Source organism: Mycobacterium sp. (assembly GCF_036273375.1).
GTDB lineage: Bacteria > Actinomycetota > Actinomycetes > Mycobacteriales > Mycobacteriaceae > Mycobacterium.
Map to the genome: position 1 here is coordinate 1 of NZ_DASUHS010000043.1, position 12,770 is coordinate 12,770.

General features: G+C 66.7%; 15 protein-coding genes and 4 tRNA genes. 10 read left to right on the forward strand and 9 right to left on the reverse strand.

Annotated features, from left to right (window positions below; all coding sequences use genetic code 11):
• A partial coding sequence (locus tag VFW69_RS04210; RefSeq protein WP_526498485.1) for a helix-turn-helix domain-containing protein occupies nucleotides 1-191 on the reverse strand: 191 nt, incomplete at its 3' end.
• Between the two features lie 49 nt (nucleotides 192-240).
• Here VFW69_RS04210 and VFW69_RS04215 point away from each other — a divergent pair.
• Together VFW69_RS04215 and VFW69_RS04220 are read left to right on the forward strand one after the other, a co-directional pair.
• Complete coding sequence (locus VFW69_RS04215) at nucleotides 241-1,083, forward strand: SGNH/GDSL hydrolase family protein (RefSeq protein ID WP_526498487.1); 843 nt, start codon at nucleotides 241-243, stop codon at nucleotides 1,081-1,083.
• Between the two features lie 3 nt (nucleotides 1,084-1,086).
• Nucleotides 1,087-1,752 carry a VTT domain-containing protein gene (locus tag VFW69_RS04220; RefSeq protein WP_526498489.1) on the forward strand — a complete coding sequence of 222 codons (666 nt, stop codon included), beginning with the start codon at nucleotides 1,087-1,089 and terminating at the stop codon, nucleotides 1,750-1,752.
• Here VFW69_RS04220 and VFW69_RS04225 read toward each other — a convergent pair whose 3' ends face one another.
• Nucleotides 1,753-2,370, reverse strand: coding sequence for a TetR/AcrR family transcriptional regulator (locus VFW69_RS04225; RefSeq protein WP_526498491.1), 618 nt, complete (start codon nucleotides 2,368-2,370; stop codon nucleotides 1,753-1,755).
• A gap of 155 nt (nucleotides 2,371-2,525) precedes the next feature.
• Here VFW69_RS04225 and VFW69_RS04230 point away from each other — a divergent pair, with 155 nt between their 5' ends.
• Together VFW69_RS04230 and VFW69_RS04235 are read left to right on the forward strand one after the other, a co-directional pair.
• Nucleotides 2,526-2,957 carry an anti-sigma factor antagonist gene (locus VFW69_RS04230; RefSeq protein ID WP_526498493.1) on the forward strand — a complete coding sequence of 144 codons (432 nt, stop codon included), beginning with the start codon at nucleotides 2,526-2,528 and terminating at the stop codon, nucleotides 2,955-2,957.
• A 26-nt stretch (nucleotides 2,958-2,983) separates the two neighbouring features.
• Nucleotides 2,984-4,069: a carboxylate-amine ligase gene (locus VFW69_RS04235; protein WP_526498495.1), complete on the forward strand. Its 1,086-nt coding sequence runs from the start codon at nucleotides 2,984-2,986 to the stop codon at nucleotides 4,067-4,069.
• A gap of 46 nt (nucleotides 4,070-4,115) precedes the next feature.
• Here VFW69_RS04235 and VFW69_RS04240 read toward each other — a convergent pair whose 3' ends face one another.
• From VFW69_RS04240 to VFW69_RS04250, 3 genes are all read right to left on the reverse strand, one after another.
• The gene (locus VFW69_RS04240; RefSeq protein ID WP_526498513.1) at nucleotides 4,116-4,886 is read right to left on the reverse strand and encodes a sulfite exporter TauE/SafE family protein; all 771 of its coding nucleotides are present in this window, start codon (nucleotides 4,884-4,886) and stop codon (nucleotides 4,116-4,118) included.
• Nucleotides 4,887-4,966: 80 nt separating this feature from the next.
• Nucleotides 4,967-5,908: a catalase family peroxidase gene (locus VFW69_RS04245; protein ID WP_526498497.1), complete on the reverse strand. Its 942-nt coding sequence runs from the start codon at nucleotides 5,906-5,908 to the stop codon at nucleotides 4,967-4,969.
• An 18-nt stretch (nucleotides 5,909-5,926) separates the two neighbouring features.
• Nucleotides 5,927-6,718, reverse strand: a complete 792-nt coding sequence (locus VFW69_RS04250) for an SDR family NAD(P)-dependent oxidoreductase (protein ID WP_526498499.1) — start codon at nucleotides 6,716-6,718, stop codon at nucleotides 5,927-5,929.
• A 250-nt stretch (nucleotides 6,719-6,968) separates the two neighbouring features.
• Here VFW69_RS04250 and VFW69_RS04255 point away from each other — a divergent pair, with 250 nt between their 5' ends.
• Nucleotides 6,969-7,562, forward strand: coding sequence for a hypothetical protein (locus tag VFW69_RS04255; RefSeq protein ID WP_526498501.1), 594 nt, complete (start codon nucleotides 6,969-6,971; stop codon nucleotides 7,560-7,562).
• Between the two features lie 141 nt (nucleotides 7,563-7,703).
• On the forward strand, nucleotides 7,704-9,263 hold the full coding sequence (locus VFW69_RS04260) for a long-chain-fatty-acid--CoA ligase (RefSeq protein ID WP_526498503.1): 1,560 nt from the start codon (nucleotides 7,704-7,706) through the stop codon (nucleotides 9,261-9,263).
• A gap of 196 nt (nucleotides 9,264-9,459) precedes the next feature.
• Here VFW69_RS04260 and VFW69_RS04265 read toward each other — a convergent pair whose 3' ends face one another.
• From VFW69_RS04265 to VFW69_RS04280, 4 genes are all read right to left on the reverse strand, one after another.
• Complete coding sequence (locus tag VFW69_RS04265; protein WP_526498505.1) at nucleotides 9,460-10,290, reverse strand: enoyl-CoA hydratase/isomerase family protein; 831 nt, start codon at nucleotides 10,288-10,290, stop codon at nucleotides 9,460-9,462.
• Nucleotides 10,291-10,378: 88 nt separating this feature from the next.
• Nucleotides 10,379-10,672 carry a hypothetical protein gene (locus tag VFW69_RS04270; RefSeq protein WP_526498507.1) on the reverse strand — a complete coding sequence of 98 codons (294 nt, stop codon included), beginning with the start codon at nucleotides 10,670-10,672 and terminating at the stop codon, nucleotides 10,379-10,381.
• Between the two features lie 26 nt (nucleotides 10,673-10,698).
• Nucleotides 10,699-11,145, reverse strand: coding sequence for an Rv1443c family protein (locus tag VFW69_RS04275; protein ID WP_526498509.1), 447 nt, complete (start codon nucleotides 11,143-11,145; stop codon nucleotides 10,699-10,701).
• A 410-nt stretch (nucleotides 11,146-11,555) separates the two neighbouring features.
• A tRNA-Val gene (locus VFW69_RS04280) sits at nucleotides 11,556-11,627 on the reverse strand.
• A gap of 180 nt (nucleotides 11,628-11,807) precedes the next feature.
• Between VFW69_RS04280 and VFW69_RS04285 the strand changes: the two genes are divergently transcribed.
• From VFW69_RS04285 to VFW69_RS04300, 4 genes are all read left to right on the forward strand, one after another.
• Nucleotides 11,808-11,880 (forward strand) — tRNA-Gly (locus VFW69_RS04285).
• 28 nt (nucleotides 11,881-11,908) lie between these two features.
• Nucleotides 11,909-11,982 (forward strand) — tRNA-Cys (locus VFW69_RS04290).
• Between the two features lie 15 nt (nucleotides 11,983-11,997).
• Nucleotides 11,998-12,072: transfer RNA gene (locus tag VFW69_RS04295), tRNA-Val, on the forward strand.
• A gap of 105 nt (nucleotides 12,073-12,177) precedes the next feature.
• Nucleotides 12,178-12,495: a hypothetical protein gene (locus tag VFW69_RS04300; RefSeq protein WP_526498511.1), complete on the forward strand. Its 318-nt coding sequence runs from the start codon at nucleotides 12,178-12,180 to the stop codon at nucleotides 12,493-12,495.
• The last annotated feature ends 275 nt before the right edge of the window (nucleotides 12,496-12,770 follow it).

Here is a 12,770-nt window from a genome sequence, read left to right on the forward strand (position 1 = left end):
CGATGCGCGGTCGACGACGCCACGCCCAGATAGCGGGTCGCCTCGCTCAACCGGATCTGGGGCTGTTCACCCAACAGCAGCAACAGCTTGAGCGCGTTGTCGACCGACTCGATCGGATATTGCGGCGCAAGCGAATCGGCGCTAGGCGCCGCAGCGGCGTCCTCGGCGCCCGGCTCACGCTTGTGTGGCATGGATCCACGGTAACCAGTAATGGGCGCGGCTTCGGTTATTCTCGGCATCGTGAGCGGGGCTATTCACGCCGGATACCACCGTTACGTCGCCATCGGTGACAGCCAGACCGAGGGCTTGTGGGACGGCGACGACACCGTCGGCCTGCTCGGATTCGCCGACCGGCTCGCGGTGATGGTCGATTCGCTTTATCCCGGCCTGCAATACGCCAACCTCGCGATCCGCGGAAAGCGGATCGGCCACGTGCTCACCGAGCAGCTTCCGCGGGCACTGGCGATGCAGCCCGACCTGATCACCGTCTGCGCCGGGATGAACGACGTCATCCAGCCCGGACGATCCTTCGCCCCTGCCCTGGCCGACCTGGAGCACATCTACGCCGCGCTGGCCGAATCGGGCGCGACGGTGGTGACGACGACCTTCCCGAACGTCGCCCAGTTCCTCCCGCTCGGATGGCTGGTGGCGGGGCGGCTCACCCGCATCAACGGGGCCATCAGCGCTGCCGCCCATCGCTACGGCTTCCGGCTCGTCGACCTGTACAACGCGCCCTCGATGCGCGAGTCGGACGCCTGGGCCATCGACCGGGTGCACGCGTCGAGAAAGGGCCACATGCTGTTCGCCGCCGCGGCCGCCGAAGCGCTCAATTTGCCTGACGCCAACCATGATTGGGCATGCAGCGGCCTCAATCCCACCCAGCGTTCCTTCGCGGCCGGCACATACGAGCAGTTGCGCTGGACGCGGGAAAGCTTCTTCCCGTGGATCTGGCGGCGGCTGCGCGGCCTGTCTTCGTACGACGGGCGCGAACCCAAACGTCCGCGGCTGGAAGGGCTGGGCACCCCGAGCGAATTCAATGGCACACCTCAAGCCGCGGATCCGCGGTCGGTCAGGCATCCTTGACGCATGAATCTGGAGCCCCTGCTGCACTCGATTCCTCCGATCACGGTCTATTTGGTGGTCGGCGGTGTGGTCGGGATCGAGAGCCTGGGCATTCCCCTGCCGGGTGAGATCGTGCTGGTCACCGCGGCGCTGATGTCGTCGCACCATGACCTGGCCGTCAATCCGCTCGGGGTCGGCGTCGCCGCGGTGATCGGCGCGGTGATCGGCGATTCGATCGGCTACGCGATCGGACGCCGCTTCGGCATGCCGCTTTTCGACCGGCTCGGCCGGCGCTTTCCGAAACATTTCGGTCCCGGCCACGTCGCGCTTGCCGAAAAGTTGTTCAACCGCTGGGGTGTTCGCGCCGTCTTTCTCGGCCGGTTCATCGCGCTCCTACGGATTTTGGCCGGCCCGCTGGCGGGGGCGCTGAAGATGCACTATCCCCGGTTCCTGGCGGCCAACGTGTCGGGCGCCATCTGCTGGGCGGGTGGCACGACCGCGCTGGTGTACTACGCCGGAATCGCGGCCGAACGCTGGCTGGAACGGTTCTCCTGGATCGGCTTGGTTATCGCCGTCGTGGCCGGGCTGACTGCCGCGATCCTGTTGCGGGAACGCACATCCCGGATGATCGCGGAATTGGAGGCCGAGCATTACCGCAAGACCGGCGCAGGCGCGTCCGACTCCGTCTGACTACACGGCCTCGCCGGCGTCCGCCACCAAGGGCGGCCGGTGTTCGTCGATCAACGCGCGGGCCATCTTGCGGGCGCGCAGCGCGGCGTCCAAATCCCCGACGGCGGCCAGAATGATCGCGCCCTTCATCAGGATGTGCCAGGACGAGGCGAATCCCTCGACGTCGGTCAAGCCGGCCGCTCCGGCGCGGCGCCGCACGATGTCGCGGACGTGGTCGATGTGGGTGATGCAGGCCTGACCGGCCGGGTGATCGGGCCCGACCTCGAGCAGCACGTTGATGAACGAGCAGCCCTCGTAGCCGTCGCGGAGGTGGAACCAGTCGTGCATGACGTCGAAGATCGCCAACAACTGTTCCTCGGGGGTGGTGCCACGCTGGCGCGACTGTTCCTCGATCAAGCCGCGGGTCCAGACCTCCTCGCGGCGCTCCAACACGGCCAGCACCAGGTCATTCTTGGTGGCGAAATGGCGGTAGAGCGTCGCCCTGGCGACACCGGCCCGTGTGATCACCTCATCGGTGCCCACCGCGTGGATGCCACGCCGGCTGAACAGCTGATATGCCGCGGTCAGCACGCGTTCGCGCGGCGACGCGGTAGGTGCTCCGACATCGGGTGTTGTCATACCGGGCTTAACGTACTCTTAGGCCCCCGCCGGTAGACAGACCGCCCTGTCTCGTTATAGAAATGAGATTCACACATAAGCGAACGGTCTGTCTTCAGACATTAGGACGGGCATCCATCGAGGCGTCTCGGCGCCTGTCGATTAGGGGGTCCATCATGAATTCCGTCATTGAAGCGATGCCCACCAGTCATTTGACGCTGAGCACAAAACTCGTCTACGAACTCGGCGACCCCAATTCCACGCTGCGGGCGACCGCAGATCGCAGCGGCCCGTCGGTGGTGATCTATGCCGGGGGCGAGATCGACGCCTGCAACGAGGACACCTGGCGCCACCTGGTGTCCGAGGCGGCCAGCGGCGTCACCGCGCCCGGCCCCTTCGTCGTTGACGTCACCGGACTCGACTTCATGGGCTGCTGCGCGTTCGAGGTGCTGGCCGAAGAGGCCAAGAGCTGCCGGAAACGCGGCATCGACTTACGCCTGGTGAGCTGCGCCCCGCCCGTCACCCGCATTGTCGACGCTTGCGGTCTCAGCAGCGTGCTGCCGATCTACCCGACCGTCGACTCCGCCCTGTCGGCGGCCGCCCGCTAGTAGATGCTCGAGCCGTAATCCGGCTCATGGGCGACCATCCCACCATTGGTGCCGAGGAAGAATTCCTCCTCGTCGACTCACAAACCGGCGAACCCACCCCGCACAATGCCGCGGTCGCCGCGGAGGCGCAGCGGCAGGGCGTCGAGCTGCAGCTCGAACTGAGCAGTTGCCAGGTGGAGACCACCTCGCAGGTGGCTTCGACCAGCGCCGAACTCGGTGAGGAACTGCGCCGGCTGCGGCATACCGCGGCGCACGCCGCCGAGGCGGCCGGCGTCCGGCTACTGGCCTGCGGTCTCCCTCCGACCACACCGCACGAGTTTCCCGTCACCGACACCCCGCGCTACCGCAGGATCGGCGAAGATTTCGGAATGATCGCGCATGAGCAGGGCATCTGCGGATGCCATGTGCATGTGCAGGTGCCCGACCGTGCCGCGGCCATCCACGTCAGCAATTGGTTGCGACCGTGGCTGCCGTCTTTGCTTGCGCTGTCGGCGAATTCGCGGGTGTACCGCAACTCGGACAGCGGCTACGCGAGCTGGCGCAGCGTGCTGTGGCGGCGCTGGCCCGCCGCGGGAGCGCCGCCATTTTTCGCCTCACCCGACGAGTACGACGACACGGTGCGCATGTTGGTCGACAGCGGGGCGATCCTGGATAAGGACATGATCTATTGGGACGTACGTCCTTCCGCGGATTTCCCGACGGTGGAGGTCCGGGTGGCCGACGTGCCGGCCACCGTCGCCGAGACCGTGCTGCTTGCCACCCTGATCAGGGCGGCGGTGATGACCGCGCTCGATTCACCCGATGACGCTCGGCGGCTTCCGCCCGCCGCGCTACGCGCGGCATACTGGAAGGCCGCACACGACGGGTTATCCGGCCACGCATTGGATTTGATCCACGGCCGCGGTGCGGTGCCGGCGGGTGAGCAATTGGGAGCGCTGGTGCAGCGAGTGCGCCCCGCGCTGGAGTCGCTGGGCGAATACGGCCGCGTCATCGGAGAACTCGACCGCGTCATATCCGACGGTAACGGGGCGATGCGTCAGCTGCGGGCGTGGCGCAAACGCGGTGAGGTGCGCGACGTCGTCACCGAAGCCGCCACGGCCACACTGAGTTGAGGAGTGCCTCGAGCGGGTCAAACCCGTTGCCGCACCTGGCCTCTCGTCAGGCCACGGCGAGCAGGCGATACAGGCCGATCAGGCCCACGACCACGATGACGGCGCGCAGCGCGGTGCCCGACAATCGGCGTCCATAGCGCGCCCCGAGCAGCCCGCCGATCAGTGAGCCCGCCGCGATCAGTCCGGCCGCCGGCCAGCTGATCCGGTCGAATGCCACCGACGTATAGGCAACGGCGGCAACCACATTCACCGCCAGGGCCAACAGGTTCTTGGCCGCGTTCATGCGCTGCACCGACTCCGGCAGCAGGGCACCCATCAGGCCGACCAACAGGATGCCTTGCGCGGCGGTGAAGTAGCCGCCGTAGACGCCGACGGCGAACGTGCCGAAAACCAGCGTGGCCATCCGACGGGGGCTGACGTGCTCGGGCGAACGCCCCGCCTCCTCGGCGCGGCGGGCCGTCCATGCCTGGATCCGCGGCCCGATCACCACCAGCACCAGCGCCAGCACCAGCAACACCGGCACGATCTCGGCGAACACCTTCTCGGGCAGATGCAGCAACAGATAGGCGCCCATCACCGCGCCGGCCAGCGATGCCGGGAGCTGCCATCGCAACCGATCCCACTGACCACCCAGCTCGGCGCGATAGCCCCAGGTGCCCGAGACGCTGCCGGCGACCAGACCTGCCGCGTTCGACATAGTGGCCGTCACCGGCGGATAGCCGAGCGCGACCAGTGTGGGGAAGGTGATCAGGGTGCCCGACCCGACCAGCGCGTTGATCGCCCCAGCACCCAGCCCGGCCAGGCATACGAGGAACATCTGAAGCGGCGACACCGAACAAAAACCTTAGCCTGCTGCCGATTTCGGCGCGAGGTGACTATCGTCACCAGCGCTCCCGATCAGGCCGGCGGAGCTTCGGCGCCGCGCTCCACACCGGTACGCAGCTTGACCGAGGCGGAATACGCCAGGGTCCGAAAGTGCAGGACCGGATCGTCGGAGGGTTCGATGCCATGGGTCACGCGCATCGGGTCGAACACCACGATGTCGCCGCCGTGCTCACGCTCGGTGTCGGGACCGGTGATCGTCAGGGTGCCGACGGTGACGATTTGCGTGCTCTGCCAGGCGGCCGACGGGTCCACCGTCGAGTCGGCGGGCCCGGCGATCTGCACCCGGAAGTCGAACCGCACGGGCCCGCCGTCCAGACGGGCGTTCAGCTCGTCGGTGAGGAAGTCCGGGTCCTTGCCGTGGGCATCGGACCCCGACAGGTATTCCTCGGATGTAGTCGGAACCAGGTGGTAGCGAACGAATCTGGCGCTGCCGTCGGCGGCGATCCAGCGGAAGGCGTGCAAGCCGTGGTATTCGGTGGTGGCGTAGCTGGCCGGGATCCGGCTCGCCTCGCGCAGGATGGGCAACGCGCCGAGCAGCTTCGGATGGGTGAGCAGGTGTTTGGCCATGCGCAGTGGCGTCGTCAGGCCGGGCCGCATCGCCTTGAGCAGATCGATGAAGCCGTCCGGTGTGCTGGAGACGAACAGCCGGGCGGTCTGCGTCGAGACGTCGGTGGTGGAGCCGTCGGGCAGGGTGAACTTCACCGCCATCCCGCGCACACCGGAAGCGCCGTCGCGCTGCTCGGGATTGCCCGACCCATTCGAGAAGCGAATCAGCGCCGGAACGGTCGAACCATCGAGATGTTGTGCGCGCGAGAGCATGAGCGCGTCGGGGGTCGCGGTGAACGTGCCGCGATACAGGGTGCCTTTGGCGTGCAACGCGCGACAACCGGGCTGGGCTCCCCCGGCGCCCCGGATCGCCTCGATCGCGTCGTCAGGAGTAAGTCCACCGCTCATGGACGAATCTTAGTCGGATCAGTCGGGAAAGCCGAAGAGTTCGACGACACCGTGATCGCGACCGGCGGTATAGCCGCCGTCGACGGCAACGGCCTGGCCGCTGACGAACGAGGCGTCGGGAGACAGCAGGAAGGCGGCCATCGCGGCGATCTCTTCCGGCTGCCCCAGTCGCTGCAGGGCGTGCTCCTTGGTGATGGAGGCCAGCGGGCCCTCCATCCCGGGGATGCTGAAGACGCTGTGCGCCATGGGCGTTTCGATGAAGCCGGGACAGATGACGTTGGCCCGGATGCCGCTGGGTCCGTAGTCGAGCGCGATGTTCTTGGTGAGCAGCACGACACCGCCCTTGGCCGCGTTGTACGAACTGCCACCGGCGGTGCCCTCCAGGCCCTCGACGCTGGCGACCGTCACGATCGAGCCGCGTTCACCGTCGGCTCGGGGTTGTTCGATCATCCTGGCCAGGGCCGCCTTGGCCACCAGGAAGGTGCCGGTGAGGTTGATCCCGATCACCCGGTCCCATTCGGCGCGGTCGAGCAGGTGCACCGGGCCTCCGCCGGCGACACCGGCGGCGTGAAAAAGGCCGTCGAGGCGGTCCGGCACGGCGGCCAGCACCGCGGCGATCGCGGCTTCGTCGGTCACGTCCGCGGACACGAAGGTGAACCGCGAGCCCAGGTCATCGGGCGGGGCGGCCAGGTCGGCGCCGATCACGGTGCCGCCCTCGGCCAAGAGCCGCCGCGCGGTGGCCAGCCCGATTCCCGACGCCGCGCCGGTAACGACAAAGGTGCGGGAACGGGCGCGGTCGGGATTCACCATGTCGGATCCTTGTCTGGGTCGGGCAGGCAGGTCGGCCCCGTCATGGTGACACACCGCCCCGCAATCGGATCGCAGATAGCGGATTTCGGGTCAAATCGGTTCGCGCCCTGGACTTTACACACGCATCCGGCGGTTTGCTAGGCGTACTGTATCAAGCTATAGCAAACCCATCTTGGACATTGCCGCAGCCGCTGGAGCACGATAAACCAGCGGGCGAATTTCGCAGTGCCCGGCGGCGGTAGGAATGACGATGTCAACAACTCAGCCTCGGGCGCTGGCCGGATGGCGGGTCGGGGCGGTGCGCGCGGCCGCCGTGACCGGAGTGGTCGTCCTGGCCTGCACCGCCAACCGGGTCGAACCCACCGCCGGGGTGGTACTGAGCTCCGACGACGCGATTGCCATCGCGCAGGGCGTCTCGGTCACCCCCGCGCCCGGCTGGACGGTGGGACATCGCGGCCCGAACTGGGTGGCGCTGAACAACGCCGACACCAGCGCGCAACTGCGGATCACGGTCAAGCCCGCGGGCGGCGCGGATGCCGCCGCGCTCCTGCAGGCCGACATCGACCAATTCACCAGCAGCGCCTCGGCAATCTTGGCCGATGTGAACCGCCTGACCCCACCCGACACCAAGGCGCTGCCCGGTCCCAACTTTGCGCAGCAAGCCTCCATCAACTACACCGCCGCCGTGGTGAACTCGCAGGGCGCAATTCCGGTGATCGGCACGTTCACCGAGCTGTTGAACACCTCGAACGGTCGGTCGGCGTTCATCGACTTCCGGCAGGACAGCAGCGCGACCACTCAAGCCGCCGGCGACGGTGGAATGATGATCGGCTCCATGGAGTGAGGCGCTAGCAACCCGAGCGGGCGAGGGTCGGCGTCGCGTGCGCAGCGCATCCGGTTTACCGTGCGCAGCACCGGTCCGGTATCACCGTGCGCGGCACATCCGGTATGACCAAGTGGGAACAAATCGAACGCGGAGGGGTTCATGCCACCAGCCGACCCGACGACCGGCACGGCGGAGACGCTCGTCGGCCTCGTCGAAAGCCACGCTCAGCGGCGGCCCGACGCGATCGCCATCCGCTTCGGCGAACGCCAGTGGTCCTGGGCCGAGTGGAGCTCGCGGATTCGTCGCACGGCCGGGGCGCTGCGTGCCGCCGGTCTCGAGCGGGGCCACTGCGTGGCCTTCCTGGACAAGAACCAGCCCGCCTGCCTCGAAGTGCTCATCGCCGGCGCCTCCATCGGCATTGTCACCACCGTCGTCAACTGGCGGGTGATCGGCGACGAACTCGTCCACGTCCTGGCCGACAGCGGCGCCCGCGTGCTGCTGGTCGGCACTGAGCTGCGTGCCGCGGCCGAGGCGGCCGCCGAGCGGGTACCGGGCGTGAACCGCATCATCGAGATCGGCGGCGAGTACGAATCGCTGCTCGCCACGGCGGCACCGACGCAGCCCGACCCGAGCATCGATGAGAACGAGACGGCACTCGTGATCTACAGCTCCGGCACCACCGGACGCCCCAAGGGCGTGCTGCTGAGTCAACGTGCGCTGGTCAATCACGCGTCGAACCTGGCCCCGGCGTTTCCCTTCGCCGAGGGCGACGCGAACCTCGTGGCCATGCCGTTGTTCCACGTCGGCGGAATCGGCTACGCGCTGTTTGGAATCCGCTCCGGTGCACCGACATTCATTATCCGCGAGCCCGACGCCGCTACACTGATCGGCGCGGTGCGCGCCGGAGCAACCCACGCGTTCTTCGTCCCGCCGGTGATCGCCCGGTTCCTGGACGCGGGTGACGCGGCGACCGCGGCCGTCGCCGGCTTGCGTTACATCGTGTACGGCGCCGCACCTATGCCGCTGCCGTTGCTGCATCGAGCGCTGTCTACCTGGCCCGACACCAAATTCGTGCAGGTGTACGGGCAGACGGAACTGTGCGGCGCGGTCACCGCGCTGTCGGACGACGATCACCGCGATGCCGCGCGGCCCGAGCTGCAGCTGGCGGCCGGAAAGGCGGTGCTGGGCTGCGAGATTCGCGTCGTCGAGCCCGAGACCGGAAACCCGTTGCCGCCCGGGGAATCCGGCGAGGTGTGGGTGCGCAGCAACCAGAACATGACCGGCTACCTCAACCGCCCGGACGCCACGGCCGAAACCATCACCGCCGACGACTGGGTTCGCACCGGCGACATCGGGCGCCTGGACGCCGACGGTTACGTCTACATCGAAGACCGGATCAAGGACATGATCATCACCGGCGGCGAGAACGTGTACGGCCCCGAGGTGGAAAGCGTGCTCATCGAGCATCCCGCCGTCGAAGACGCCGCGGTGATCGGGGTGCCCGACGACTTCTGGGGCGAATCCGTCAAGGCGATCGTGGTAAGCGATGGCGAAATCGACGCGAAAGACATCATCGAATTCTGCCGACGGCATCTGGCCGGCTTCAAATGCCCGCGCACGGTGGACTTTGTGGGGGAACTCCCCCGCAACGCGAGTGGAAAGATCTTGAAAACTCAGCTGCGGGACCCATTTTGGCGCGACCGGGCGCGGGGCATATGAGCACTCGCATAGATGCGGCGCGACGCGACTGTGCGATCAGGGTGCTGTCGACGAATTCGTCACAGCGTTCGATCAGGCCGGCATAAGCAACGTGCTGAAGGTTGCGGCCCACGGCGAGTGGATCTACTTCGCCTAGCGGCAATCGCAAGCACGGCGGAGCCGGGCGAAGCGGGTCGCCGCCATCGGGTCGAGCGTCCTACAGGCGTCCCTCGACGCGCAATTCCGGGTGCACCCAGTCAGGTGAGCGGCGTTCCTTGAACGAGCGGAACCCTTCGATGGCCTCGGCGTCGGACAGGCTGGCAGTCATGCCGATGCGGTCATAGAGGCCCAGGTAGCTGTCGATGCTGGACTTGATGACGCCGCGGGCGCGTGGAGCGGTTCGACAGCATTGCGCGAGTATGTCTTTCGCCGCATCCAGCAGGCCCTCGTGCGGGACCACCCGGGTGACCAGGCCCCAGTCGAGGGCTTCGACCGCGGTGAGCACCCGTCCGGTGAACATGAGGTCGCGGGTGCGCACCGGCCCGATCACGCGGGTGAGCATTTGGCTGTAGTAGGTGTCGGCGTAGCCGCGGAACAACTCGGGCACTCGGAAGGTCGCCCGATCGCTCACTACCGACAGGTCGCTGCACAGCGCGATCTGGAATCCGCCGCCCTGGCATAACCCGTTGACCGCCGAGACGATGGGCTTGGCCGAGATGCGGACCGCGTCGAACGGGGTCACGTCCATGCCCAGCGCGGAACCGAATGTCAGCCAGTTGTCCTCGCCTCCCCCGCCGCCCATGTCGCCACCGGGGGCGAAGACGTCGCCGGTTCCGGTGAGCACCAGCCCGGCCAATTCCGGGTCCTCGTTGAGACGTCCTACCGCATAACGGATTCCGAAATACATCGCCGGGCTCAAGGCGTTGCGTGCGTCGGGCCGGTCGATGGTGCAGACCGCGATCGGGCCCTGGCGTTCGAAGCGCAGGTACGGCGTACCCAGCCAATCGCCTTCGGGTGGACGTGGGGTGCTGTGGGATGTCTGTGCCACGGGACTCCTCTCGGGTCGGCGTCGCCGCGGATGCGCCACGCCGCAACGCCGCTACTGTAGCTCTTACGGTATCCGCCGGGCCGGGCGACTACACGTAAGGCAGCGTGGCCGTCTCCGCGGTCGCAGAAAAGTCGGCTATCACCGAGGCCAACTTGGTTTGCAGGGCGGACGTGGTGTCCCCCACCGGTTTATCGCAGAACCTGCAGAGCGTTGTGAAGTTCGGTTGTTCGCCCTCGTCCGGCCAGAACCGGCGCGGCCCGGCCTGAGCCCCGGGGTCGAACTGCACCGCCTGATGAGGGGCGTCCTTGAGGATGCGGCCGACGGGATGAGTTTGCGGGCATTCGAGTTTCAGCATGCCGACGCCCTCGTGATTGCCGACCATGTTTCACCGTCCTCTCTGGTGCGCTGTCAGTGGAGGATCCGCGCGAGCTTGCGCCATCGCCGGTGCCGGTGGCGAAACATGACCCGGACGAAGGCGCGGGTCAGCAGCCCGTGCAGGCCGTCGTCGGTTTCGATCTCGTCGGTGTAGCGGCAGCTGCGCTCGTCGATGGGTTCGAACGTCAGGCGGTGGTTCCAGGTGCGGACCGGTCCACCGTGCTCGTTGGTGTAGATCTCGGTCGGCTCGAGCCGCTTGATGGTGAGGTGGTGCGTCCAGGCCGGGATCACGCCGAACCACCAGAACCTCGCCGACCCCTGAGTGCCGACCTCGATGCGTTCCGGGACGTCGAGGCGGTAGACCCGCAGCACCGGGCTGAGGACGTGCCGCATCAGCTCGGGCTTGCGCGCCAGCGCGGCAGCGGTCGCCACCGGGATCGGCAGCTCGGTAGTTAGGGTAACCTTACTCACGCAGTTCATGGTGGCTCAGCGAGCGCGATCAGGCAAGGGCCCCGTGGTTCAGTGGGGTGGTTCTGGAGCCGACGGGTTGGGCCTCTGGGCCGGCGAAGACGGTGCTGGACGCGGAGCGGCCGACGGCGGGCAGTCGGGCATGAATATCCACACCGACGACCACCTGGCCGTGATCTTGTTGCACGCAACCGGCGTCACGGACGAGGTGTTGCCGGCCGAAATAAGCGCCGCGAGCAGTCCGGTCACCAGCGCCGGAAGGACGAGGCGGGAAATGAGAATCAACATCGTTGCCCTCCGCGCCCGGCGTCGTTCGGGGTCGAGCCGGGCCGTGACGGTAACGCTACGGCAGGAGTCGTTGGGCTGCAGTGTGACAAGTCGACTTGCTAGATGCCTCAACAGGCGAGGAGGCCAATTGTTTGTGGTCCCGGCTGGGATCGAACCAGCGACCTTCCGCGTGTGAAGCGGACGCTCTCCCACTGAGCCACGGGACCGGCGCCGAGATGGCGAACGACGTCGAAGACTAGCACGCGCCGGCCCTGACGATACCGGCCGCATCATGTGGCAAGTCGTCGCGATAGCCTGGAGACGGCTCGTACCAAGAAATTTGTATGTGCCCGCTCACGTGGACTATCGTCGTGCTTCGCACCGGGCGACGATCTCGTCCGAGGCGCGCGGATGTAGCGCAGTTGGTAGCGCATCACCTTGCCAAGGTGAGGGTCGCGGGTTCGAATCCCGTCATCCGCTCGAAGGTGCAAGTGGCGTGGACCCCAACGGTGGAGTGGCCGAGTGGTGAGGCAACGGCCTGCAAAGCCGTGCACACGGGTTCGATTCCCGTCTCCACCTCCAGCTTTTGGTTTCCCGGCGCGATTAGCTCAGCGGGAGAGCGCTTCCCTGACACGGAAGAGGTCACTGGTTCAATCCCAGTATCGCGCACCATGTTTCGCGCAGATGAGGCTCGGTTTTTACCGGGCCTTCGCTGTTTCCGCGCAATAAACGCGCAATAGTGCCGCCGGTGGGAACGCCCACCGAGGAGAGTGCTAAATGACCACCGCCACAACCAACCCCCGCCCCGACGTCGCGCCTCCGCCCGGCGCCGCCTTCGTCGATGACTGGCAGCCCGAGCAATACCGGATCGTGTACGGAAGTCGGCGAGAAATTAGCGGCGAGGTCGAGGTTTCCGCCTCGGTCGCACAGCTCGCCGATGGAACGATTAACGGCAGCAGCGGAGAGTATGACCCGCCGCTGGTTCACGTCCACACCACAGGCGCGTTTGGTCTGACCACAGAGCAGGCGCGGGAGTTAGCCGGGGCGATCCTCGATGCTGTGAATGAGCTGGACGGCTGGGCGCGAGATGAGTGACAGCGCACGATTCAGACGACCCACCGGGTTGAGCTAGATGAACTTGATGAGGCGATCATTGAGTCGGAGCGGGCCATCCTCGAGAACCGGCAGTTGTACCAGGACACGCGCCAGGGCCTGCAAGAGTTCGCCGAAGGTAAGCGCGTTTCGACTGACTGGTTGCTCGAAGACGACGAGTGAGTGAGAACGTCTGGGCAAGCCCTAGCGTTGATACACGTACTGTAGACGTACGCAACTGCACGCCATGCATCAATGTGGCCTATCTTTGACAAAAT

Excerpts from the sequence above, each read along its gene's own strand:
- VFW69_RS04220 (WP_526498489.1), top strand. The coding sequence starts at position 1,087 with ATGAATCTGGAGCCCCTGCTGCACTCGATTCCTCCGATCACGGTCTAT.
- VFW69_RS04225 (WP_526498491.1), bottom strand. The coding sequence starts at position 2,370 with ATGACAACACCCGATGTCGGAGCACCTACCGCGTCGCCGCGCGAACGC.
- VFW69_RS04230 (WP_526498493.1), top strand. The coding sequence starts at position 2,526 with ATGAATTCCGTCATTGAAGCGATGCCCACCAGTCATTTGACGCTGAGC.
- VFW69_RS04235 (WP_526498495.1), top strand. The coding sequence starts at position 2,984 with ATGGGCGACCATCCCACCATTGGTGCCGAGGAAGAATTCCTCCTCGTC.
- VFW69_RS04240 (WP_526498513.1), bottom strand. The coding sequence starts at position 4,886 with ATGTTCCTCGTATGCCTGGCCGGGCTGGGTGCTGGGGCGATCAACGCG.
- VFW69_RS04245 (WP_526498497.1), bottom strand. The coding sequence starts at position 5,908 with ATGAGCGGTGGACTTACTCCTGACGACGCGATCGAGGCGATCCGGGGC.
- VFW69_RS04250 (WP_526498499.1), bottom strand. The coding sequence starts at position 6,718 with ATGGTGAATCCCGACCGCGCCCGTTCCCGCACCTTTGTCGTTACCGGC.
- VFW69_RS04255 (WP_526498501.1), top strand. The coding sequence starts at position 6,969 with ATGTCAACAACTCAGCCTCGGGCGCTGGCCGGATGGCGGGTCGGGGCG.
- VFW69_RS04260 (WP_526498503.1), top strand. The coding sequence starts at position 7,704 with ATGCCACCAGCCGACCCGACGACCGGCACGGCGGAGACGCTCGTCGGC.
- VFW69_RS04270 (WP_526498507.1), bottom strand. The coding sequence starts at position 10,672 with ATGGTCGGCAATCACGAGGGCGTCGGCATGCTGAAACTCGAATGCCCG.
- VFW69_RS04275 (WP_526498509.1), bottom strand. The coding sequence starts at position 11,145 with ATGAACTGCGTGAGTAAGGTTACCCTAACTACCGAGCTGCCGATCCCG.
- VFW69_RS04300 (WP_526498511.1), top strand. The coding sequence starts at position 12,178 with ATGACCACCGCCACAACCAACCCCCGCCCCGACGTCGCGCCTCCGCCC.